The sequence below is a fragment of the Methylobacterium sp. 88A genome (assembly GCF_000376345.1).
Taxonomy (GTDB): Bacteria; Pseudomonadota; Alphaproteobacteria; order Rhizobiales; family Beijerinckiaceae; genus Methylobacterium; species Methylobacterium bullatum.
Window position 1 is genome coordinate 2936610 of record NZ_AQVT01000001.1, and the last position, 19836, is coordinate 2956445.

Genomic DNA, 19836 nt, shown 5'->3' on the forward strand with positions numbered 1-19836 from the left:
CAATTCTTGCAGAGGGAACGCTCTCACGGGAGGTGGCTGATCCCCCCGTCGAGCCATTCTTCGCGCCGGTGCACTGCGGTACGATTTACCCGACCCCGTGGCTTTTGAGAAACGCCAGAGCGCGAGCCCAACCCTGCTCGGCGCTGTCCTTGCGATAGCTCGGCCGGTAATCGGCGTGAAACCCGTGCGGCGCCTCCGGGAACACGACGAGCTCGACGCTGCGCCCCGCGGCGTTCGCCCGGTCGCGGGCGTCCTCGACGCTGGCCACGGGAATGCCCGTATCGGCGCCGCCGTAGATCGCGAGGAGTGGTACATGGAGATCGGTCGCCACGTCCCCAGCCGTTTTGGGCTGAAGCTCCGTGCGGTCGCCGCCGAGCGGGCCGTACCACGCCACCGCTGCCTTCAGGTCGCGTCTGTGCGCCGCGTAGAGCCATGCTCCGCGTCCTCCGCGACACCATCCCATCGTGCCGATCCGCCCGGCATCGGCCTTCGAATCGGCCACGGCCCAGAATGAAGCGGCGTCGAGATCCGCGATCCACTGGGCGTCCGGGGTCTTCAGGATGACATCGCGGACGATCGCCTTCACGTCCGTCATCGTCGAGAGATCGCCTTGCCGCGCGTAAAGTTCGGGCGCGACCGCGCAATAGCCGACCTTGGCCAGGCGGCGGCAGACGTCCTTGATGTATTCGTGAACCCCGAAAATCTCTTCGATGACGAGAATCAGGGGAAACGGACCCGCCCCTTCGGGCATCGCCCGATAACCCGGCATCGGCCCGTCGGCCGCCGTAATCTTCACCTCACCGGCAACGAGACCGGCCGAATCCGTCGTGACCACCTGCGCCTGCGCATTCGCCTCGGCCAGGGTGAACCCGGCGATGAGGCTCGTCATGACGAAGCCCCGCCGCGAGAAGGGCGGGACCACGAGCCCGTCGAGGCCGCCCAGTCCCTTGCTTCGCTGGTCCTTCTCCGTCCCGTGATCGTCCATGGGATGCTCTCCTGCCCGGCGCCGTACGACGCGTCTTCAGACAACTAGAGCATCACCGGCCGAGGTCACGTCAGGACAGGGCCGCGCGCACCATCTCGACCTCGTCCTTCCGGCCGGCACCATTGCGATGCGGGGACGGACGGTTATCCGAAGCGGCGGGCCGCCGCCGGGCTATGGATTTCGGACGCACCAGTTCCGCCAGCTTGGTGAAGCCTTCGCTGCCGGGCTGACCGCCCTGCCCCATCCGGAGACCGAAGCCGGTGACGAAGGACTGCGCCAAAGCCTCGTCGCGCTCCACGTCGAACAGATCGGCAGCCGCCTGGAACGCCTCACGGAACGGGCGCAGGGAGCACCAGCTCTTCTCCGTGAGATGGAGTGGCCATTCCCAAAGGCCCGTCTCGGAGCGCCGCCCCAACCCGTCGCGCGCGATGAAATATCCGGTCCCGCGATGCTCCAGACCATCCGCGATCACGCGCCAGTCGGCGTTCTCGAACAGGACCACTTCTTCGCTCGAAGCCTCGAGATCGATCATCGCGTTCCCCTGCCATCATCGAGGAGCGCGCTGACGCAGGCTCACTCACTCATGGAACAATGAGGGAACATTGGTGGGAAACCGAGCGGGCGTCAAGACGCTTGTTCACGCTGCGTTCGCTTGAGGCCGCTGGTCGAGGACGACCGATACTCAGTGTTCAACGCGATCCGAACATCGTGTGCTCGACCCGGTCGCCCGCCTTGATGCCGAGCTTGGCCGTCGTGCCGGCGTTGAGTTCCAGCACCGCCAGCACCGGTTCGCCCGATGGGATGACCTTGGTCGACAGGGGCTCGGTATTCGTCGCAATCCGGGCGATGCTGCCGTCGGGCCGGATGAAGAGCATGTCGAGGGGCAGGTAGGTGTTCTTCATCCACATGGCGACGCGTTCGACTTTCTGGAAGTCGAACAGTATGCCGTGATCGAGCGGCATCGACCGGCGAAACATCAGACCGCGCGAGCGCGATTCGTCGTCGCGCATCACCTCGACGGAAAAGCTGTGCCGGGTACCCCTGCTGGCGATCTCCAGAGGTTCCGTCGCTACGACCTCCTGAGCGGTGGCGGCGCCGAGGCCCGCCAGGATGGCGACGAGGATCAGGAGCGCGCGCAAGGGCGCGAACGAGCGGGCGTCGTTGAACGATGTCACGTGGTCATTCCGTCAGTGGGAGGCGGGCAGCGCGCCGTCCAGAAGCCGAACCTCGGCCGCCATCTTGCCCTTCGAACCGTCGCCATACCGAACGAGAACGGTCTCACCGGGCTTCAGTTCGGCGATTCCGTAGCGACGCAACGTTTCCATATGGACGAAGATGTCGGGAGAGCCGTCGCCACGGCTGAGGAAGCCGAATCCGCGCAGACGGTTGAACCACTTCACCACCGCCGTCTCGAGCCCGCTCGTCGCCGTCACGCTCACATGGGTGCGGGGCATGGGGAGTTCGGACGGATGCGTCGCCGTCGACTGATCGAGGGAGATCACCCGGAAAGCCTGCCAGCCACGCGGCCGCTCGGTGGCTTCCACCACGATCCGTGCGCCCTCGCTCGCCGCCTGATGTCCATCGCGGCGAAGGCAGGTGATGTGAACCAGCACGTCGGCGGAGCCGTCGTCCGGCAGGATGAAGCCGAACCCTTTCGAGACGTCGAACCACTTGATGCGGCCTGACACCTCGACGAGGTCGAGGGGGCGCAGCACCTCTCCGTCGGCGAGATCGGTGCTTCGCCCGTTGGCCGATTCCCCCGAGGCGTGAAGCCCATGCGCGCCTGATCCGACATCGTCCGACATGTAAGCAACCCACACCGAATCACGCGTCGCGATCCGCACCACAGATTAACAAAGTCACAACCCGGCGGAAGCCCGTTTGACCGACAACGACTGCGGCGATTGATACATTCTTCAGCATATCGGCTCGGGCGCAACAGGCCGTCCGGGACGCGGCATTTGCGCCGAATCTTTTCCGAGGCCTCTATCGCAGATCCTCTCTGCCGATTGGCGGGGCGTGTTCGGGCCGATCACGATCGGTCGCCGTCATGTCGGGAGAAGCCCTGCATTTGTTCATCGCGCCGGAGCGAACGGATGATCCCGCGATCGGCGGTGCCCTTGCGTTGGGCTCACCACCGGCGATAGCCAACGCGGATGATCCAGACCTTCCTTTCCGTGGCGAAGCCTTCGCCCCGCCCGCGCTCATGCGCCCGGCCCGAACGGCAGCCCCATCCGAGGTCGGGCGCATGAGCGCTTCGACGGCGAGCCCCGTCACGGGTGCCGAAGCGCCACAATCCACCACCCGGTTCCGCGAGGCCCGGCGGTTCGATCTCATCGACGTCGCGCGCGGCATCGCTCTCCTGGCGATGGCCGCCTACCACACCACCTGGGATCTCGGATTTCTGGCGCTCACGCCGGAGAACTATGCCCTGGCGCCGCTGGGCAAGGTCGCGGCCCATCTCATCGCGGGCACGTTCCTCGTGCTCGTCGGCATCGGCCTCGTCCTGATGAACCGGGACGGTCTCCGGCCCCGCGCGTTCCTCCTGCGGCTCGCGCGGATCGGCATCGCCGCCCTCCTCATCACGGCGGCGACATTCTACGCCTTTCCCGACAGCTACATCTTCTTCGGCATCCTGCACTGCATCGCCGTATCGAGCGTGCTCGCCGTGCCGTTCCTGCGGGTTTCGCCGGTGGCGGCACTGGTGGTCGGCATCGTCGTGCTGGCAACGCCCGCCGTCATGGCGAACCCGGATTATCACCTCGCCGTCTTCGACGATCCGATCCTGAGTTTCCTCGGCCTCGGCATGCTGCCGCCCCGCACCAACGATTACGTGCCCCTGTTTCCCTGGTTCGGGCTGGTTCTCTTGGGGCTCGCGCTGGCCCGGCTCGCGCTGCCGGCCTTCCTGCGCAGTGGCCTGTCGCAATGGCGGCCGGGATCGCTCCCCTCGCGGGGGCTGGCCCTGGCCGGGCGCCACAGCCTCGCGGTGTATCTCGTGCACCAGCCGCTTCTGCTCGCCCTGCTGACGGGCGTCGTGACCGTGACCGGTCCGCATCCGAAGGCCGGTCTCGTTGGATTCCGTCAGGATTACCGCACGCAGTGTGAGGCGACCGGGGGCAATGCGCAGACATGCCGAGTGGCCGCCCGCTGCGTCGCCGATGCCCTCCAGCGCGAGAATCTGTGGGCGATCAAGGGGCGGAGTTTCAACGCGGACGAGCGGGCGAAGGCCCAGGCTCTGTCCCAATCCTGCTATGAAACGGCCGATGGTCCAGCGGTATCGCCGTGAGGCCGTCTTGAACGAAAGGCACCCGCCTCACGAGGGAGGCGGGTGCCCAAGCCTTCGATGAACATGAGCCTCGAGGATCCACGGTGATCGGAGATCCTTGATCCTCAATCCTTGGCGCGTTCCACGTAGGAACCGTCTTCCGTCAGGATCACCACGCGGGTGCCCACCGCCACATGCGGCGGTACGGCGGTGCGCACGCCGTTGGACAGGATCGCCGGCTTGTAGGAGGAGGAGGCCGTCTGGCCCTTCATCGCCGGCTCGGTCTCGGTGATCTCGAGGGTGACGCGCTGGGGCAGTTCGACGGTGAGCGGCACGTCGTTATGCGAGGCCAGCATCACCTTCATGCCTTCCTGCAGGTAAGGCGCGGCGCTGCCGACGACGTCCTTGGGCACCGCCACCTGATCGTAGTTCTCAGGGTTCATGAAGTGGTAGCCCTCACTGTCCTCGTACAGGAAGGTGTGCTCGCGGTCCTCGACGAAGGCGCGTTCCACCGATTCGGTGGTGCGGTAGCGCTCGGACACCTTCACCCCGTCGGTGATGCGGCGCATGTCGAGCTGCGTCACGGGAGTGCCCTTGCCGGGGTGGATGTTCTCCACCGTCAGGATGACGTAGAGCTTGCCGTCCTTGTCGACGACGTTGCCCTTGCGGAGCGTAGAGGCGATCACCTTCACGGGGTCAGATCCTGTTCGAGACAATATATGCGATGCCCCGGCGCGGATTCGGCCCGCGGGAGCGACATCTGTGCCTCGCCACTAACCTATCCGGCGGCCTGTTGCCAGCAGCACGGCGCCGACATGCGCATTTGGCGTGCCGGCTACGGGACGCGCGCGCGTGACCGGTTCTCCCTCGCCCTGGTGGGCACCGCACCGCCATGCCGACCGTCGCCCGGCCCTCCTCGCGCGAAACCGCATCGTCGCGGCCCTGCGCCGGCATTTCGCGGCCCGCGACTTCGTCGAGGTCGAAGCCGCCGCCCTCCAGGTCTCGCCGGGCAACGAGGCCCATCTCTCGGCCTTCGCCACCTCGGCCATCGGCCATGACGGAGCCGCCTCCCCGTTCTATCTCCACACCTCGCCGGAATTCGCCTGCAAGAAGCTGCTGGCGGCGGGTGAGACGCGGCTGTTCAATCTGGCGCGGGTCTTCCGCAACCGCGAGCGCGGTCCCCTGCACCATCCGGAATTCACCATGCTCGAATGGTACCGGGCCGGCGAGGACTACGAGGTGTTGATGCGCGACTGCGCCGACATCCTGGCACTGGCGGCCGACGAGGCGAAGGCACGCTCCTTCCGCTTTCGCGGCCGGGAATCCGATCCCTTCGCGGATTTCGAGCGCCTCACCCTCGCCGAGGCGTTCGAGCGCCATGCCGGCATCGACCTCCTGGCGACGATCGAGCCCGGCGGCGGCACGGACAGGGACGGCCTCGCCGCCGCCGTGGCCGCCTGCGGCCTGCGGGTGGCGGCCGACGATTCCTGGGCCGACCTGTTCAGCCGCGTCCTGGTCGCCCTGATCGAGCCGAGGCTCGGCGACGGGCGGCCGACCCTGCTCTACGAATATCCCGTGAGCGAGGCGGCCCTGGCCCGTCCCAGCGCCCGCGATCCCCGGGTGGCGGAGCGGTTCGAGCTCTACGCCTGCGGCGTCGAGCTCGCCAACGCCTTCGGCGAGCTCACCGACCCGCACGAGCAGCGGCGCCGGTTCGAAATCGAGATGGCGGAGAAGGCGCGGATCTACGGCGAGGCCTACCCGATCGACGAGGATTTCCTCTCGGCTCTCGCCATCATGCCGGAAGCGAGCGGCATCGCGCTGGGCCTCGACAGGCTGGTCATGCTCGCGGTCGGCGCGCCGCGCATCGACGACGTGATCTGGACGCCCGTGGCGGAGACGCCGGCGGCGATGGATGGCAACGCGTGAACAGGCCGCTTCCCCGTTCCCTTCCCCGCTCCCTCCGCAACCCCGCGCAGCTCGTCGAAGCCGGGCTCGTGGCGGCCTCCGATCTTCCCGCGCTCGAAGCCGTGGCGGCGCGATACGCGGTCTCGGTGACGCCGGACATGGCCGAACTCATCGACCCCACCGATCCCGCCGACCCCATCGCCCGCCAGTTCCTGCCGCGCGCGGAGGAACTGGCGACACGTCCGGAGGAGGATTCGGACCCGATCGGCGATGCCGCGCATTCGCCGCTTCCTGGCCTCGTCCACCGCTATCCCGACCGGGTGCTGCTGAAGCCGCTCCATGTCTGCCCGGTCTATTGCCGCTTTTGCTTCCGCCGCGAGATGGTGGGGCCGGACGGGCTCGGCACCCTGAGCGAGGACGAACTCGCCGCCGCTTTCGCCTATATCGCCGACCGGCCCGACATCTGGGAGGTGATCCTCACCGGCGGCGACCCCTTCGCGCTCTCGGGCCGCCGGCTCGGGCAGATCGCCGAGGCCCTCGCCGCCATCCCGCACGTCAAGGTTCTGCGGATCCATACCCGCGTGCCGGTGGTCGAGCCCGCCCGCGTGGACGACGATCTCGTCGCTGCCCTGAAGCGCTTCGGCGGCGCGGTCTACGTCGCGCTCCACGCCAACCATCCGCGCGAATTCACGCCGGCCGCGACAGGCGCCATCGCCCGTCTCGTCGATGCCGGCATCCCGATGGTGAGCCAGACGGTGCTGCTCGCCGGAATCAACGACGACCCGGAGACCCTCGCGAGCCTGATGCGGAGATTCGTCGAGAACCGGGTGAAACCCTACTACCTCCATCACGGTGATCTCGCTCCGGGCACCGGTCACCTGCGCACCGGATTGGCGGCGGGGCGTGATCTCATGGGGCGCCTGCGCGGGCGCCTGTCCGGCCTCGCCCAGCCGCTCTACGTCCTCGATATTCCCGGCGGCCACGGCAAGGTGCCGGTGGGGCCGTCCTATCTCGGGGCCGACGAATCCGGCTGGCGGGTCACCGACCCGCAGGGGCAGGAGCATCCCTACCCGCCGGATGCGGACGGACCGGATCGGGACTGACCCACACACGCGGGATCGTCCGGCAGATACGAGGCTTCAGGGTCCAGACATGTTCTTTCCGCTCTCGAAACTGATCTATTTCGTGATCACGCCGTCGAACTTCTTCATCCTGATCGGGCTTCTCGGCTGCGTCCTGATGTTCGGCGGCTGGACGCCGCGCCTCGGGCGCGGGCTGGCCCTCCTCGGCTTCGCCGGGCTCTTCCTCGGCGGTCTCCTGCCTCTCTCCGCCTGGATCGCCCTGCCCCTCGAAAACCGGTTCCCACGCTTCGCGGAGGACGGTGCACCGATCACGGGCGTGATCGTGCTGGGTGGCGCGGTGGAGACCCAGACGACGCTGGCGCGCGGCCAGCTCTCGGTGAACGATGCCGGCGAGCGCCAGATCGCCTTCGCGGATCTCGCCCGCCTCTACCCGCAGGCGCGGCTCCTCTTTTCCGGGGGGAGCGGATTGCTCGGCAACGACGGGACGTCCGAGGCTGCGATCGTCAGCCGCTTCGCCGATACGCTCGGGCTGCCGCGCACGCGCCTGATCCTGGAAGACCGCTCGCGCAACACCCACGAGAACGCGCGCTTCTCGGCCGATCTGGTCAAGCCGGTGACGGGTGAACGCTGGCTGCTCGTCACCTCCGCCTGGCACATGCCGCGCGCCATCGGCTGCTTCCGCCAGGCCGGTTTCGACGTGACGGCCTATCCGGTCGATTACCGCACGGTGGGATGGAGCGACGCGTGGAAGCCGAAGAGCTTCGCCTCCGACGGGCTGCTGGTCCTCGACCTCGTGGTCAAGGAATGGATCGGGCTGATCGTCTACCGGCTCGCCGGCTACACCGACGCGCTGCTGCCGGCGCCGCAGGCGAAGTCCGACTGACCCCTTCGCGGCGGCGCGGCTCAGGCTTCCCCGGTGTCCGGGGCAGGCATTCCGAGGCGGTAGATCCCGCGAAAGTCGTCCGGGTCGGCCACGGGCTTGCCCTTGCGCAGGATGGCGATGCGGCCTTCCTTGGTGAGGCGCACGGCCATGCGGCGAACCGGCTGCATCAGCGGGCTCCAGGCGTCCGGATGCGGCCCGCCGAGATGACGCGCGACTTCCGAGGGGCAGACGGTCTTGCCTTCGCCTCGCTCGGCGACGAGGCGGAGGATCGATTCGCCGATCTCCTCCTCGCTCACGGATTTGCGCTCTGTGCTCATGACTCGGTGTCCTGCAGGGTGGCCTCGTCGTCCTCGTTGAGGAGGATGGCGCGGATGTCGGAGGTGAATTGCCGGCGCCACATGACACAGATGACGGCCGTGGTGGCGATCATCAGGAACCAGGCATTCACGAACCAGCCGAGATAGGCCAGCGCGAAGAGAAAGGCGCGCTGCCCTTTCGCGAAATGGCTGCCGGCGGCGATGTTCATGGCGGCGGCCCGTCTGGCGGCGCGGTCCATGTCGGCTTTCGGGGCGCCTGTGCCCTTGGGAGGCACCGCCCCGATGAGGATCGCGCCGTAATTGAACAGGCGGTAGGCCCAGGCGAATTTGAAGAACGCGTAGACGAAGACCATGGCGAGGCCCGCCACTTTGATCTCCCAGGTGACGCGGGTGGCGATGGCGCCGAAGGGCAGCGCGCCGAACAGGGTGAGCACGTCGTCGCCGGAGCGGGACAGGGTCAGCACGCCGCCGAGCGCGATGAGGGAGGTCGAGGCGAAGAAGGCCGTCCCGTTCTGGAGGGAGGCGTTGATCGTGGTGTCGACCACGCGGTTGTCGCGTACGGTGAGCTGGCGCGACCATTCCTCCCGCTGGCGGTTCATGATCTGGCTCAGACTCGTGCGCCGCCCGCGCATCCGCGCCACCGCTATGCCGTAGCCGGCCCAGGCGGTGACGAAGTAGAGGAGGCCGGCAATGTCGAGCGGCGAGAAATCCGCGAGGGTGAACGGGTGCTGCATGGGCTCTGATCGCTTCCCGGCTTGTGGCCGACCGGAACCCGGTCTCACCTGTCCGCCTGCGGCGCGGACCATAGGGCATCGGCCCGATCCGTGGGAAACGAATCTCTGACGGTGACGGATCGGAGTAACCCGCTGGCATGGACGACGGCGGAGGGAGATCAGTCTCGCAGGATGCGAAATCCCGCATCGGGCGGATCGGCCGCGTCGATCGCCTCGACCGAGGTCACGGCGGCACCGGCGGGCCCCAGCCGGCAGGCATCGAGCATGGCGGCGACCGCCTCGGACGCTCCGCTGAACCTGGCTTCCACACCGCCATCCGCGCGGTTGCGGACATGCCCGTTCAGGCCGCGCCGTTCCGCTTCGCGCGAGGTCCAGTACCGGTAGCCGACGCCCTGCACCCGGCCGCGGATCACCACGTCGACGGTTCTGATCGTATCCAGGGAAACGCTCCTCTCAGGTCCGCGCGCTCGAACCGGGGCGATCTCGTGGCTGGAAACTCGGCTCCACTCAACAAGCAAATGGTGTTGCGATGACTTTCGTCCGAACATGATCGGTGCGGGACATCAGGCAAGCACGTCCTGCCGGGTCCGCCATCGACGGCATCGCGGTGGGCGCTTGAGTCGAAGATGGACGCGAGATATCCGGCCGCCGTCATGGGGCGATCGCGGCGACGCGAAGGTCCCGGCCCCCTCCGGCGCGGTCGGGACACGCGCGAAGTGTCGATAAGGAGCGACGATGGACATTCTCAGGCGACTGTTCGGGCGAAGCCGGGAGCGGTCCGAGGCAGCCCCGGTCGAGACGCTCATCGTCAATGCCTATGCCACCGTCCGCGACCTGCCGCCGCTCGATTTTCCGCATGAATTGTTCGGACGGCGCGATCTGTCCGATCCCGAACTCGCGCCGCATCTCGAAGGGTTCATCGGCTACGTGATGGGACGCGGAGACGGCCAGATGACGGCGTCTCGCTACCATCTCTGGCGACATCTGCAACGCGTTCGAAACCACGTGAGTTTCGAGGTGGTGACCGTTGATCTCGACGACGTGGAAGCCTGGGCGAACGCCGCCAATGCGGTCCTGTTCCTCCCGGACGGGTCCGTGCGAGCGCCCGACATGAAAGTCGTCATCTCGGCCGAGGGTGAATCCGACCCGGCTGCCGTCCTGCCCTATCCGCCCGACGCCGTCGCGCGCCGCGCGCGGACCCTCGACCGCCTGCAAGAGATGGAGCCGAAACCACCGGCCGCCATGCCGCCCGCCATCGGGGAGGCCGAACTCGTCCTGCGACGCCCGGGAGACGTGCTCCGGCGTGCCCTCGCGCTGCTGTATGTCGCCGCCCACGGCCAGGCGCACGCGACCGGCGGCGAGCCGATCGCGGCGGGGCAGCCGTCCTGCAATCCGGTGGGCCTCGATGCCCTGACGCCCCGCGAGACGGGTCAGGTCCGAGCCGTCGCGGCTGAGGACGCCTTCGCCATGACGTGGCGCTACGAGGCCGCCAACACCCTGTTCTGGGCTTTGGGCATCGATGCCGCCCGGATCGCCGAAAGCGATCGGCTGATCGATGTCGACGCCCTCTGGCGGTCCGTCGCGGCTCTCGCCAGCGACGGAAGCGCTTCGGGGGAATTGCGTCTTCGCCCGTCCGGAGAGATTCTCGACGCCCTCGACCGAGTGTGGCGGGAGCATTGGATCGTGCGGCAGGCCCGGCAGAAGGACCTCCGCCTCGAGAGCCTCAATGGCGACGTCGTCGCGGAACGCCACGTCGCCATGAACTGGCTCACCGGGTTCCAGAACGGGCAAGAGACCGCGTGGGACGACATCGACACCCCGACGTAGTGGTAGGCGCCGGCGCGCGGGTGCGGGGCGATCTCCTTCGCGACGGCCGGATCGTCTGCCCCCGCAGAGGCTTGATATGGATTCTCCTCAGCCGCGCGGCGCCCGCAGCCAGCGGCGCATCTCCGCGATATAGGCGGGCGGGAGCGAGGCGGCTTCGGCGGCGGCCAGGACGGGCTGAAGATAATCGGGTCTCGGAGCGCCCGGAACGGCACTGCATCCGAGATAGATCAGAGCGCGTTTCACCCCGGTCGAGGTCGTCACCGGCTGATAGGCTTTGGTATAGAGCCGCCCGGCGACACCCTCGTAGCGGTCGAGGGCCGGCACATCGGCCAGCGCCAGATCCCAGAGGACGCCCCAGACGGTGGATGCGGGGGCCCGCACCACCGAGGCGTAGCCCTCCCGCATGATGATGAAGCGGTGCCGGTTCAGCCGTGCCGTGCCGAGGGAGGTCGAGCCGGGGCAGCGCGCCGCCATGGCGGCGGCATCCATGTTGGCGCCGTAGGAAAAATAGAGGGGCATGGGCTGGGTGACCGGGTGGGTGTTGTCGAGCGCCCCGCCTCCGGTCCCCTGTCCCGGAACGGTGAAGCGCACGGACCGGCTGGGTGAGACGATGCCCACTCCGCCGGTCCGGAGGAAGTCGCCTTCAGGCGAATTCGATGATGACCGCGTCGACCGCCAGGCTGTCGCCTTCCTTCGCGGCGATCTTGGAGATCGTGCCGTCACGCTCGGCGCGCAGGACGTTCTCCATCTTCATCGCCTCGACGATGGCGAGGGGTTCGCCGTTCTTCACTTCCTGGCCTTCCTTGACCAGGATGGCCTTCACCAGACCGGGCATCGGGCAGAGCACCTGCTTGCCGGAGCCGGCATTCTCCTTGACCGGCATCAGGGCGGCGAGCTCCGCCTCGCGCCGGGTGAAGACCCGAGCCTCGGCCGCTGCTCCGCCGTGCTGGAGCGCCACGCCGTTGAGGAGGCCGCGGACCTGGATGGCCACGCGGGTGCCGTCGATCTCACCCGACCAGACCGGCTCGCCCGGACGCCAGTCGCTCTCCACCGTCCAGGTCTTGCCGTCCTCGGCCGTGACGACGATCTGGTCGCCGAGATCGTCCACCGTCACCGGGTAGGATTGACCGGCGAGGATCACCACGCGGTCGCGCTCGAAATGGAGCAGGGCCGGATCGCGCATCTGGCCAGAGATGCCGCGCTTGCGGGTGTTGAGCTTGTGGTCGATCGCGGCGGCGGCGGCGGCCATGCGCTGGGCGATCTCGCCCGTCGGCTCGGGCGCCGAGAAGCCCTCCGGAAATTCCTCGGCGATGAAGCCGGTGGAGATGTTGCCCGAGCGCCAACGCGGATGCGCCATCAGGGCCGACAGGAACGGGATGTTGTGGCGGATGCCGTCAATGGCGAAGGAATCCAGCGCCTCGCCCTGCGATTCGATCGCCTCGGCGCGGGTCGGCGCCCAGGTCACCAGCTTGGCGATCATCGGATCGTAGTGGATCGCGATCTCGCCGCCCTCCTCCACGCCGGTATCGTTGCGCACGATTGCCGAGCCGAACGGCCCCTCTTCCGGCGGCCGGTAGGTGGTCAGGCGGCCGATGGAGGGCAGGAAGTTGCGGGTCGGGTCCTCGGCATAGACGCGGCTCTCCACGGCCCAGCCATTGAGCTTCACCTGATCCTGCGTCAGCGGCAGCGCCTCGCCATAGGCCGAGCGGATCATCATCTCCACGAGATCGAGGCCGGTGATCATCTCGGTGACCGGATGCTCGACCTGGAGACGGGTGTTCATTTCGAGGAAGTAGAATGACTTGTCCTGGCCGGCGACGAACTCGACGGTACCGGCTGAATCGTAGGAGACGGCCTTGGCCAAAGCCACGGCCTGCTCGCCCATCTTCTTCCGGGTCGCCTCGTCGAGGAGCGGCGACGGCGCCTCCTCGATGACTTTCTGGTTGCGGCGCTGGATCGAGCATTCGCGCTCGCCGAGATAGATGACGTTGCCGTGCTTGTCGCCGATCACCTGGATCTCGATGTGGCGCGGGTCGGTGATGAACTTCTCCACGAACACGCGGTCGTCGCCGAAGGAGGACGCGGCCTCGGACTTGGCGCGGGCGAAGCCCTCCGCGACCTCGTCGGAGGAATAGGCGATGCGCATGCCCTTGCCGCCACCGCCGGCGGAGGCCTTGATCATCACCGGATAGCCGATCTCGTCGGCGATGGTGACGGCGTGTTCAGGACTCTCGATGACGCCGAGGAAGCCCGGCACGGTGGAGACGTTGGCGGCCGACGCGGCCTTTTTCGACTCGATCTTGTCGCCCATGGCGGCGATGGCGCCGGGATTGGGGCCGATGAAGACGATGCCGGCCTCGGCCAGCGCGCGCGGGAACGCCTCGCGCTCGGACAGGAAGCCATAGCCGGGGTGGACCGCCTGGGCGCCGGTCTGCTTGCAGGCCTCGATGATCTTGTCGATGATCAGGTAGGACTGTGCGGCCGGAGCGGGGCCGATATGGACGGCCTCGTCGGCCATCGCCACATGCACGGCGTCCCTGTCGGCATCGGAATAGACGGCGACCGTCTTGATGCCCATCCTGCGCGCGGTCTTGATGATGCGGCACGCAATCTCGCCGCGGTTCGCAATCAGGATTTTCTCGAACATCGGTCCAGGCACTCTGGTGAAGCAGGAAAGGTCACGAGCGCCGTCGCGCTCAAGCTCGTTCCCGTTAAAGCAGTTGTGCGGCTTCGCAAAGCTGGGCCAATGAAGGATTGTTCATGCGCTGCGCCGGGGCGCCTGTGTATTCAAAATCACGGGGGATGGCGACCACACGGCCGCGCAGCGGTTGCGCCCGTTTTCCTTGGCCCGAGAGAGCGCGTCGTCGGCCCGCAGACAAGTTCTGACAGCCCGATCCTCAGGCGGCTTCGAGCAGTTCTGCGACGGGGGCCGAGGCAGAATCCTCCGCATGGACGCGACGGTGTGCGCTGCCGATGGCGAAGGCCACGAGGATCTCGTGGCTGGTCTCGGCTTCACGCACGATCTCGAAGGCGATGCGGGCAGCGAGCGGGGTCGGGCCGGCATCGCTGCGCAGGGAGCCGACGAGCCAGCGGGCGATCTCGATATCGACGTACCCGGTCGGGCGCTCGCCCCAGACGGCGAAATTCACCACTGCGGCGCTGACCAGGTCGGCATAGGAGGCATCGCTCTGCGGCACGGCCCGGTCGAGGGCGATGAGCATGTCGGCCTCGTCTGCATGCGAGATGCCGTCCGGGAGGATGTCGCGGCCGAGGATCACGACGTCCGCGGCGCTGATGCGGCCGGCGGCGACGACACGGTTACAGAAAAGCTGAAGCGAATGGTTGATCATTGGTTGGTGCCTCCCCGGCTTTATTTGCGCCGGTCTGTGTTTCTGCATGTCGATGACTATGCAGGAGGCATCCGTTCAAGAAGTTAACGGCCAAATCTGAATCAACGTTCAGGTTAAAGCCTGCTCACGAATGAGCCTTTCCGAATCGTATCATTGGACCCAGGCTCCGCCGCCTCGGCGACGGAGCCTGGGTCCAGTTTCGCCTCAGCGGACCACCACCTTGGCGCCGATCGGAACGCGCTCGTAGAGATCGACCACGTCCGCGTTGAGCATGCGGATGCAGCCCGACGACACCGCCTGGCCGATCTTCTCCGGCTCGTTGGTGCCGTGGATGCGGAACAGCGTGTCCTTCTTGCCCTCGGCGAGATAGAGCGCGCGGGCTCCGATCGGGCTGGTGGGACCGCCCTCGAGGCGCTTGGGCAGTTCCGGGCGGCGGGCGATCATCTCGGGCGGCGGGTTCCAATCCGGCCACTCGCCCTTGCGGTCGACATTGGCGGTGCCGGCCCAGGCCATGCCCGCATGGCCCACGGCCACGGGATAGCGCATCGCCTTACCGTCCGGCAGAACGTAATAGAGCCGGCGCTCCTTCGTCACGACGATGACGGTGCCGGGGGGCTCGTTCGTCTTGTAGTCGACGGTGGTGCGGGCGATCTTGGGATCGACATTGCCTTGCGGTGCCTGTTTCAGCCATTCCTTGTCGCGGGCCTCACCGGTGAGGGCGGCGGGCTGGGCCAGGGCCGTATGCGCGGTGGGCGGGCTGAGCGGGGTGGTCGCCGTCTGCGTGTTGCAGGCGCCGAGAGCGAGGGCGGACAGGATCGTCGCGGCGCCGAGCGAGCGGCGCAGGACGCCGTAATGGGAGAGGACGGGCGACCGGGTCGTGGGCGACATGTGAGAGTGAGCCTGTCTCGAAGCCAAAGGGCTTCGAAGAATGTGGTTGATGGATTATGTCGCCATCTAACTCGCAGACTGATCGGCGCGTAATCTCGCTACCCTGAACCGTGGCGCATTTGCATCGTATGTTGTGCGAAAAGCACAGTCGGGTCGGGTGGAACGACCGGGATCGTTCGGAGGGATGAGCGTGACGACCCTGTACGTAAGCCACCCCGCCGCGCTGGATCACCAGATGCCCGAGGGGCACCCGGAACGATCGGACCGGATCCGCGCCGTGGAGGCCGCTCTTGAGAAGGAGCGGTTCTCCGGTCTGCTGCGCGAATCGGCGCCCCGCGCCGAAACGGAAACCGTCGCCCTGGCCCATCCCGTTCCCTATGTGGAGGCGATCATCGCGGCCTCCCCGCGATCCGGCTATATCCAGATCGATTCGGATACGCTGATGTCCCCCGGCACCCTCGACGCGGCCCTGCGCGGCGTCGGCGGCGCCGTCCATGCCGTGGACGCGGTGATGAGCGGGGCCTGTTCGAACGCCTTCGTCGCCATGCGGCCGCCGGGCCACCATGCCGAGCGTATGCAGGCGATGGGCTTCTGCCTGTTCAACTCCGCCGCCATCGCCGTTCGCCACGCCAGGGAACGCCACGGAGCCAGCCGCGTGGCGCTGGTGGATTGGGACGTCCACCACGGCAACGGCTCGCAGGATATCTTCTGGGACGATGCGGCAGTGATGTACGCCTCGACCCACGAGATGCCGCTGTTCCCCGGCACGGGCGCGGTGGGCGAGCGTGGCACCCACGACACCATCGTCAACGTGCCGTTACGGGCCGGCGACGACAGCGCAATCTTCCGCGAGAAGTTCGAGAAGGGGGTTCTCTCCCGCCTCTCCGCCTTCGCCCCCGACCTGATCGTGATTTCTGCTGGCTTCGACGCCCACCGCCTCGATCCGCTGGCCAGCGTCGAACTCGACGAGGCGGATTTCGGCTGGGCCACCCGGAAGCTCATGGAGATCGCCGACAAGCATGCCGGCGGCCGGATCGTTTCCGTGCTGGAGGGCGGCTACAGCCTGGACGGTCTCGCCCGTTCGGTCACCGCCCATATGGATGCGCTGATGGGACGGTGAGGAGGACTCACCCGTCCAGCGGCACCTCGCCCAGCAGTTCGATGCCGAAGCCCGACAGGCCGACATAGGAGCGGGACGAGGTCGAGAGGTTGCGGATCGAGACGATGCCGAGGTCGCGCAGGATCTGGGCGCCGAGTCCGACCTCGCGCCATTGCCGCACACGCTGGGCCTCCGCCCCCTCCTCCGCATAGGACGAGAGCGGCACGCCGGCGGTGCCGTCGCGCAGGTAGACGAGGACGCCGCGTCCTTCCTTGGCGAAACGGCGCAGGACGCAGTCGATCGACTTGCCCCCGCCGATCACGTCGGCCACCACGTTGGAGCGATGCAGGCGGACGAGCACGTCACGTCCGTCGCCGATATCGCCTTGAACGAAGGCGAATTGCTGAACCGTCTCGAACGGGGTCGTGTAGGCGAAGCCGGTGAGCTCGCCGAATTCCGACTTCACCGGGAAGGTCCCGACCCGCTCCACCAGCTTCTCGCGCGCCTGGCGGTAGGCGATGAGGTCGGCCACCGAGACGCGCTTGAGGCCGTGCAGTTCCGAAAAGGCCGTGATCTGCGGCCCCTTCATCACCGTGCCGTCATCGTTGGCCAGTTCGCAGATCACGCCCACGGGCGGCAGCCCGGCGAGCTTGCACAGGTCGACGGCTGCTTCCGTGTGGCCGGAGCGCATGAGGACGCCGCCATCCTTGGCGATGAGAGGGAAGACGTGGCCGGGACGGACGAAATCGGATTCGCCCATATTGCCGTTGGCCAGCGCCCGCACGGTGTTGCAGCGCTGCTCAGCCGAGATGCCGGTGGTCAGCCCGTGCTTCACATCCACCGTGACGGTGAAGGCGGTGCCCAGCGGCGCATCGTTGGAGGCCACCATCGGGTCGAGGCGCAGGCGCCGCGCCTCGGCGCGGGTCAGGGGCGCGCAGACGATGCCGCAGGTGTTGCGGACGATGAAGGCCATCTTCTCCGGCGTGCAGAGGGAGGCCGCGACGACGAGGTCGCCCTCGTTCTCGCGATCGTCGTCATCGGTGACGACGACGATCTCGCCGCGGGCATAGGCCTCGATGGCCTGCGTGACGTGGGTATGGGGCACGGGATGTCTCTTGAAAGTCTCTGAGCGGATGGGCAGCAGTTCGCCGGGTCACCCCCGCGTCCCGACCTGCCCCCGGTGACGCAGATAGTGATCGGCGAGCACGCATGCCATCATCGCCTCGGCGACGGGGACGGCGCGAATACCGACGCAGGGGTCGTGGCGGCCCTTGGTGACGAGGTCGACGTCACGATTGTTGGTCGTCACGCTCATGCGCGGCGTCAGGATCGAGGAGGTCGGCTTCACCGCGAAGCGACAGATCAGCGGCTGGCCGGTGGAGATGCCGCCGAGGACGCCGCCCGCATGGTTGGCGAGGAAGGTCGGCGCGCCGGCATTGCCGGAGCGCATCTCGTCGGCATTCTCCTCGCCGCGCAGAGTCGCCGACGCGAAGCCGTCGCCGATCTCGACGCCCTTCACCGCGTTGATCGACATCATCGCGGCGGCGAGATCCGCGTCGAGCTTGCCGTAGATCGGCGCTCCGAGGCCCGGCGGCACGCCTTCGGCGACCACTTCGATGACGGCGCCGATGGACGAGCCGTCCTTGCGGATACCGTCGAGATACTCTTCGTAGAATTTGGCCGTCTCGGCATCGGGGCAGAAGAACGGGTTGCGCGCCACCTCGTCCCAATCCCACCGCGACCGGTCGACCGCATGCGGTCCCATCTGCACCAGGGCGGCCCGGATGACGATGTCGGCCGGCAGGACCCGCCGCGCGATGGCCCCGGCCGCCACGCGGGCGGCGGTCTCGCGGGCCGACGAGCGCCCGCCTCCCCGATAATCGCGGATACCGTATTTGGCGTCGTAGGCGTAGTCGGCGTGGCCCGGCCGATAGCTGTCGCGGATCTCGGAGTAATCCTTCGAGCGCTGGTCGGTGTTCTCGATTTCCAGGGCGATCGGCGTACCGGTTGTCAGCTGGACGCCGCCGGTGCGGTCGTCGGCGAAGACGCCCGACAGGATGCGGACTTGGTCGGGCTCGCGGCGCTGGGTCGTGAAGCGCGACTGGCCGGGCTTGCGCCGGTCGAGCTCCGCCTGGATGTCCGCCGCCTCGATGGCAATCCCGGGCGGGCACCCGTCCACCACGCAGCCGAGGGCCACCCCGTGGCTCTCGCCGAAGGTGGTCACGCGGAAGAGATGGCCGAAAGTGTTGTGCGACATGGTGGGAGACGCTCTAGCGCGGGTTTCGGCTGAGGGCAAAGCGCCGGGCTCATGCCTCCGGCCGCGCCAGCACCCCGCCGGTCATCGCCTCGCGAACGCCCGTGGTCGACGGGAAGGTGATCGGCAGGCCCTTCAGCGAGCGCACGGCGAGATGCGCGAAGGCCTGGGCTTCGAGATAGGCCGAGGACCAGCCGATGGCGTCCGCCGTCGTGATCTCGGCGCGCAGGTGGTAGTTCAGGAGCCGCACCAGCTCGCCGTTGCGGGCGCCGCCGCCGGCGACGATCCAGCGCGTGGGGATCTCCGGCGCATGGTCGAGGGCGCGTGCCACGGCGCGGGCGGTGAAGGCGGTGAGCGTCGCCGCCCCGTCCTCGGTGGAAAGCTGGCCGGCGAGCTTGTGCGAGAACCAGTTGCGGTCCAGCGATTTCGGCGGCCGGCGGAAGAAGAACGGATGGGTCAGGAGCCAGGCGAGGAGCGGCTCGTCCGGCCGTCCCCGCGCCGCCGTGCGTCCGCCATCGTCCAGGGGCCGGCCGGTGCGCTCGCGCATCCAGTCATCGATGAGGGCATTCCCGGGGCCGGTGTCGAAGGCGATCACGTCGCCGTTGGAGGCGATGAGAGTGGCATTGGCGACCCCGCCGATATTGAGGATGCCGAGCGCACCCTCGAACCCGGCGGCCTTGGCCAGCGCCTTGTGGAAGACCGGCACCAGCGGCGCCCCCTGCCCTCCCGCGGCGATGTCCGCGTGACGCAGGTCCGACACCACCGGAATCCCGAGACGGCGGCTCAGTGCGGCGCCATCGCCGATCTGCACGCTCATGCGCTGGTCGGGGCGATGGACCACGGTCTGGCCGTGGAAGCCGATCACGTCGATATCGCTGGCGCTCAGGCCGTTCGCGGAGAGGAAGGCCTCCACCGCCTCCGCATGGGCCGCGGTGACGAAGGCCTCCGCCTCCGCGAGGCAGCCGGGCCGATCCTCGCGGGCGACCACCGCTTCGGAATCGGACAGCGCCCGGCGGAGCAACTCGCGATCCTCATCGGTGTAGCCGCGATAGCCGGTTGGGCCGAGGGGTTCGAGATAGCCGTTATGGCTGCGGACCACCTTCACGTCCTCGCCGTCCGTCTCAATCAGGGCGACATCGACGCCGTCGAGGGAGGTGCCGCTCATCAGGCCGATCGCCCGCATCATGGTCATGCCGTTTACGCCCCGTGCCTTCCGCGGTGAGCCCTGCTAAGAGCCGCGCATCACT

The 19836-nt window shown here is 67.8% G+C and carries 21 protein-coding genes; 6 read left to right on the top strand and 15 right to left on the bottom strand.

Going from position 1 to position 19836, the window contains the following annotated elements; genetic code table 11:
• Nucleotides 1-85: 85 nt before the first annotated feature.
• The 4 genes from A3OM_RS0114120 to A3OM_RS0114135 all read right to left on the bottom strand — a co-directional run bounded on the left by A3OM_RS0114120 (nt 86) and on the right by A3OM_RS0114135 (nt 2790).
• A complete protein-coding gene (locus tag A3OM_RS0114120; RefSeq protein WP_018044408.1) occupies nt 86-985 on the bottom strand; it encodes a dienelactone hydrolase family protein in 900 nt (299 codons plus the stop codon).
• A 70-nt stretch (nt 986-1055) separates the two neighbouring features.
• Nucleotides 1056-1517 carry a hypothetical protein gene (locus tag A3OM_RS0114125; protein WP_018044409.1) on the bottom strand — a complete coding sequence of 154 codons (462 nt, stop codon included), beginning with the start codon at nt 1515-1517 and terminating at the stop codon, nt 1056-1058.
• A 157-nt stretch (nt 1518-1674) separates the two neighbouring features.
• Nucleotides 1675-2160: a DUF192 domain-containing protein gene (locus tag A3OM_RS0114130; RefSeq protein ID WP_018044410.1), complete on the bottom strand. Its 486-nt coding sequence runs from the start codon at nt 2158-2160 to the stop codon at nt 1675-1677.
• A gap of 12 nt (nt 2161-2172) precedes the next feature.
• Nucleotides 2173-2790 carry a cold-shock protein gene (locus A3OM_RS0114135; RefSeq protein WP_018044411.1) on the bottom strand — a complete coding sequence of 206 codons (618 nt, stop codon included), beginning with the start codon at nt 2788-2790 and terminating at the stop codon, nt 2173-2175.
• A gap of 443 nt (nt 2791-3233) precedes the next feature.
• Here A3OM_RS0114135 and A3OM_RS0114140 point away from each other — a divergent pair, with 443 nt between their 5' ends.
• Nucleotides 3234-4271 carry a heparan-alpha-glucosaminide N-acetyltransferase gene (locus A3OM_RS0114140; protein WP_043764733.1) on the top strand — a complete coding sequence of 346 codons (1038 nt, stop codon included), beginning with the start codon at nt 3234-3236 and terminating at the stop codon, nt 4269-4271.
• A 104-nt stretch (nt 4272-4375) separates the two neighbouring features.
• Here the strand turns inward: A3OM_RS0114140 and efp are convergent, their stop codons facing one another.
• Nucleotides 4376-4942, bottom strand: a complete 567-nt coding sequence (gene efp / locus A3OM_RS0114145; protein WP_018044413.1) for an elongation factor P — start codon at nt 4940-4942, stop codon at nt 4376-4378.
• A gap of 160 nt (nt 4943-5102) precedes the next feature.
• Here efp and epmA point away from each other — a divergent pair, with 160 nt between their 5' ends.
• From epmA to A3OM_RS0114160, 3 genes are read left to right on the top strand one after another with little or no spacing between them, the layout of a single operon-like run.
• On the top strand, nt 5103-6176 hold the full coding sequence (epmA, locus tag A3OM_RS0114150) for an EF-P lysine aminoacylase EpmA (protein WP_018044414.1): 1074 nt from the start codon (nt 5103-5105) through the stop codon (nt 6174-6176).
• Nucleotides 6173-7258: a lysine-2,3-aminomutase-like protein gene (locus tag A3OM_RS0114155; protein ID WP_018044415.1), complete on the top strand. Its 1086-nt coding sequence runs from the start codon at nt 6173-6175 to the stop codon at nt 7256-7258. The genes epmA and A3OM_RS0114155 overlap by 4 nt, the downstream gene beginning before the upstream one ends.
• A gap of 49 nt (nt 7259-7307) precedes the next feature.
• Nucleotides 7308-8120 carry a YdcF family protein gene (locus A3OM_RS0114160; protein WP_018044416.1) on the top strand — a complete coding sequence of 271 codons (813 nt, stop codon included), beginning with the start codon at nt 7308-7310 and terminating at the stop codon, nt 8118-8120.
• 20 nt (nt 8121-8140) lie between these two features.
• Here A3OM_RS0114160 and A3OM_RS0114165 read toward each other — a convergent pair whose 3' ends face one another.
• The 3 genes from A3OM_RS0114165 to A3OM_RS0114175 all read right to left on the bottom strand — a co-directional run bounded on the left by A3OM_RS0114165 (nt 8141) and on the right by A3OM_RS0114175 (nt 9611).
• A complete protein-coding gene (locus tag A3OM_RS0114165; protein WP_018044417.1) occupies nt 8141-8437 on the bottom strand; it encodes a DUF3253 domain-containing protein in 297 nt (98 codons plus the stop codon).
• The gene (locus A3OM_RS0114170; protein ID WP_018044418.1) at nt 8434-9171 is read right to left on the bottom strand and encodes a DUF599 domain-containing protein; all 738 of its coding nucleotides are present in this window, start codon (nt 9169-9171) and stop codon (nt 8434-8436) included. The genes A3OM_RS0114165 and A3OM_RS0114170 overlap by 4 nt, the downstream gene beginning before the upstream one ends.
• Before the next feature lie 158 nt (nt 9172-9329).
• Complete coding sequence (locus tag A3OM_RS0114175; protein WP_043764735.1) at nt 9330-9611, bottom strand: acylphosphatase; 282 nt, start codon at nt 9609-9611, stop codon at nt 9330-9332.
• A gap of 295 nt (nt 9612-9906) precedes the next feature.
• Here A3OM_RS0114175 and A3OM_RS0114180 point away from each other — a divergent pair, with 295 nt between their 5' ends.
• Nucleotides 9907-10998 carry a DUF4272 domain-containing protein gene (locus A3OM_RS0114180; protein WP_018044420.1) on the top strand — a complete coding sequence of 364 codons (1092 nt, stop codon included), beginning with the start codon at nt 9907-9909 and terminating at the stop codon, nt 10996-10998.
• Between the two features lie 87 nt (nt 10999-11085).
• Here A3OM_RS0114180 and A3OM_RS0114185 read toward each other — a convergent pair whose 3' ends face one another.
• From A3OM_RS0114185 to A3OM_RS0114200, 4 genes are all read right to left on the bottom strand, one after another.
• On the bottom strand, nt 11086-11517 hold the full coding sequence (locus A3OM_RS0114185; protein WP_026176033.1) for a gamma-glutamylcyclotransferase: 432 nt from the start codon (nt 11515-11517) through the stop codon (nt 11086-11088).
• Between the two features lie 124 nt (nt 11518-11641).
• A complete protein-coding gene (locus tag A3OM_RS0114190) occupies nt 11642-13645 on the bottom strand; it encodes an acetyl/propionyl/methylcrotonyl-CoA carboxylase subunit alpha (RefSeq protein ID WP_018044422.1) in 2004 nt (667 codons plus the stop codon).
• 250 nt (nt 13646-13895) lie between these two features.
• Nucleotides 13896-14348: a hypothetical protein gene (locus A3OM_RS0114195; protein WP_018044423.1), complete on the bottom strand. Its 453-nt coding sequence runs from the start codon at nt 14346-14348 to the stop codon at nt 13896-13898.
• Nucleotides 14349-14552: 204 nt separating this feature from the next.
• Entirely contained in the window at nt 14553-15236 is a 684-nt protein-coding gene (locus A3OM_RS0114200; RefSeq protein WP_018044424.1) for a L,D-transpeptidase, read from the bottom strand.
• A 190-nt stretch (nt 15237-15426) separates the two neighbouring features.
• Between A3OM_RS0114200 and A3OM_RS0114205 the strand changes: the two genes are divergently transcribed.
• Nucleotides 15427-16356 (top strand): histone deacetylase family protein, encoded by a 930-nt coding sequence (locus tag A3OM_RS0114205; RefSeq protein ID WP_026176034.1) that lies wholly within the window; start codon nt 15427-15429, stop codon nt 16354-16356.
• Between the two features lie 7 nt (nt 16357-16363).
• Here A3OM_RS0114205 and ribB read toward each other — a convergent pair whose 3' ends face one another.
• From ribB to A3OM_RS0114220, 3 genes are read right to left on the bottom strand one after another with little or no spacing between them, the layout of a single operon-like run.
• Complete coding sequence (gene ribB, locus A3OM_RS0114210; protein ID WP_018044426.1) at nt 16364-17440, bottom strand: 3,4-dihydroxy-2-butanone-4-phosphate synthase; 1077 nt, start codon at nt 17438-17440, stop codon at nt 16364-16366.
• A gap of 48 nt (nt 17441-17488) precedes the next feature.
• The gene (gene aroC, locus A3OM_RS0114215) at nt 17489-18592 is read right to left on the bottom strand and encodes a chorismate synthase (RefSeq protein ID WP_018044427.1); all 1104 of its coding nucleotides are present in this window, start codon (nt 18590-18592) and stop codon (nt 17489-17491) included.
• Nucleotides 18593-18641: 49 nt separating this feature from the next.
• The gene (locus tag A3OM_RS0114220) at nt 18642-19781 is read right to left on the bottom strand and encodes an anhydro-N-acetylmuramic acid kinase (protein WP_018044428.1); all 1140 of its coding nucleotides are present in this window, start codon (nt 19779-19781) and stop codon (nt 18642-18644) included.
• Nucleotides 19782-19836 lie beyond the last annotated feature (55 nt).

What these genes read in the sequence shown, in the direction of transcription:
- A3OM_RS0114220 (WP_018044428.1), bottom strand. Translation starts at nt 19,781, where the DNA reads ATGACCATGATGCGGGCGATCGGCCTGATGAGCGGCACCTCCCTCGAC.
- aroC (WP_018044427.1), bottom strand. Translation starts at nt 18,592, where the DNA reads ATGTCGCACAACACTTTCGGCCATCTCTTCCGCGTGACCACCTTCGGC.
- A3OM_RS0114200 (WP_018044424.1), bottom strand. Translation starts at nt 15,236, where the DNA reads ATGTCGCCCACGACCCGGTCGCCCGTCCTCTCCCATTACGGCGTCCTG.
- A3OM_RS0114120 (WP_018044408.1), bottom strand. Translation starts at nt 985, where the DNA reads ATGGACGATCACGGGACGGAGAAGGACCAGCGAAGCAAGGGACTGGGC.
- A3OM_RS0114165 (WP_018044417.1), bottom strand. Translation starts at nt 8,437, where the DNA reads ATGAGCACAGAGCGCAAATCCGTGAGCGAGGAGGAGATCGGCGAATCG.
- A3OM_RS0114125 (WP_018044409.1), bottom strand. Translation starts at nt 1,517, where the DNA reads ATGATCGATCTCGAGGCTTCGAGCGAAGAAGTGGTCCTGTTCGAGAAC.
- A3OM_RS0114185 (WP_026176033.1), bottom strand. Translation starts at nt 11,517, where the DNA reads ATGCCCCTCTATTTTTCCTACGGCGCCAACATGGATGCCGCCGCCATG.
- A3OM_RS0114195 (WP_018044423.1), bottom strand. Translation starts at nt 14,348, where the DNA reads ATGATCAACCATTCGCTTCAGCTTTTCTGTAACCGTGTCGTCGCCGCC.
- A3OM_RS0114180 (WP_018044420.1), top strand. Translation starts at nt 9,907, where the DNA reads ATGGACATTCTCAGGCGACTGTTCGGGCGAAGCCGGGAGCGGTCCGAG.
- A3OM_RS0114135 (WP_018044411.1), bottom strand. Translation starts at nt 2,790, where the DNA reads ATGTCGGACGATGTCGGATCAGGCGCGCATGGGCTTCACGCCTCGGGG.
- A3OM_RS0114190 (WP_018044422.1), bottom strand. Translation starts at nt 13,645, where the DNA reads ATGTTCGAGAAAATCCTGATTGCGAACCGCGGCGAGATTGCGTGCCGC.
- A3OM_RS0114140 (WP_043764733.1), top strand. Translation starts at nt 3,234, where the DNA reads ATGAGCGCTTCGACGGCGAGCCCCGTCACGGGTGCCGAAGCGCCACAA.
- A3OM_RS0114160 (WP_018044416.1), top strand. Translation starts at nt 7,308, where the DNA reads ATGTTCTTTCCGCTCTCGAAACTGATCTATTTCGTGATCACGCCGTCG.
- A3OM_RS0114170 (WP_018044418.1), bottom strand. Translation starts at nt 9,171, where the DNA reads ATGCAGCACCCGTTCACCCTCGCGGATTTCTCGCCGCTCGACATTGCC.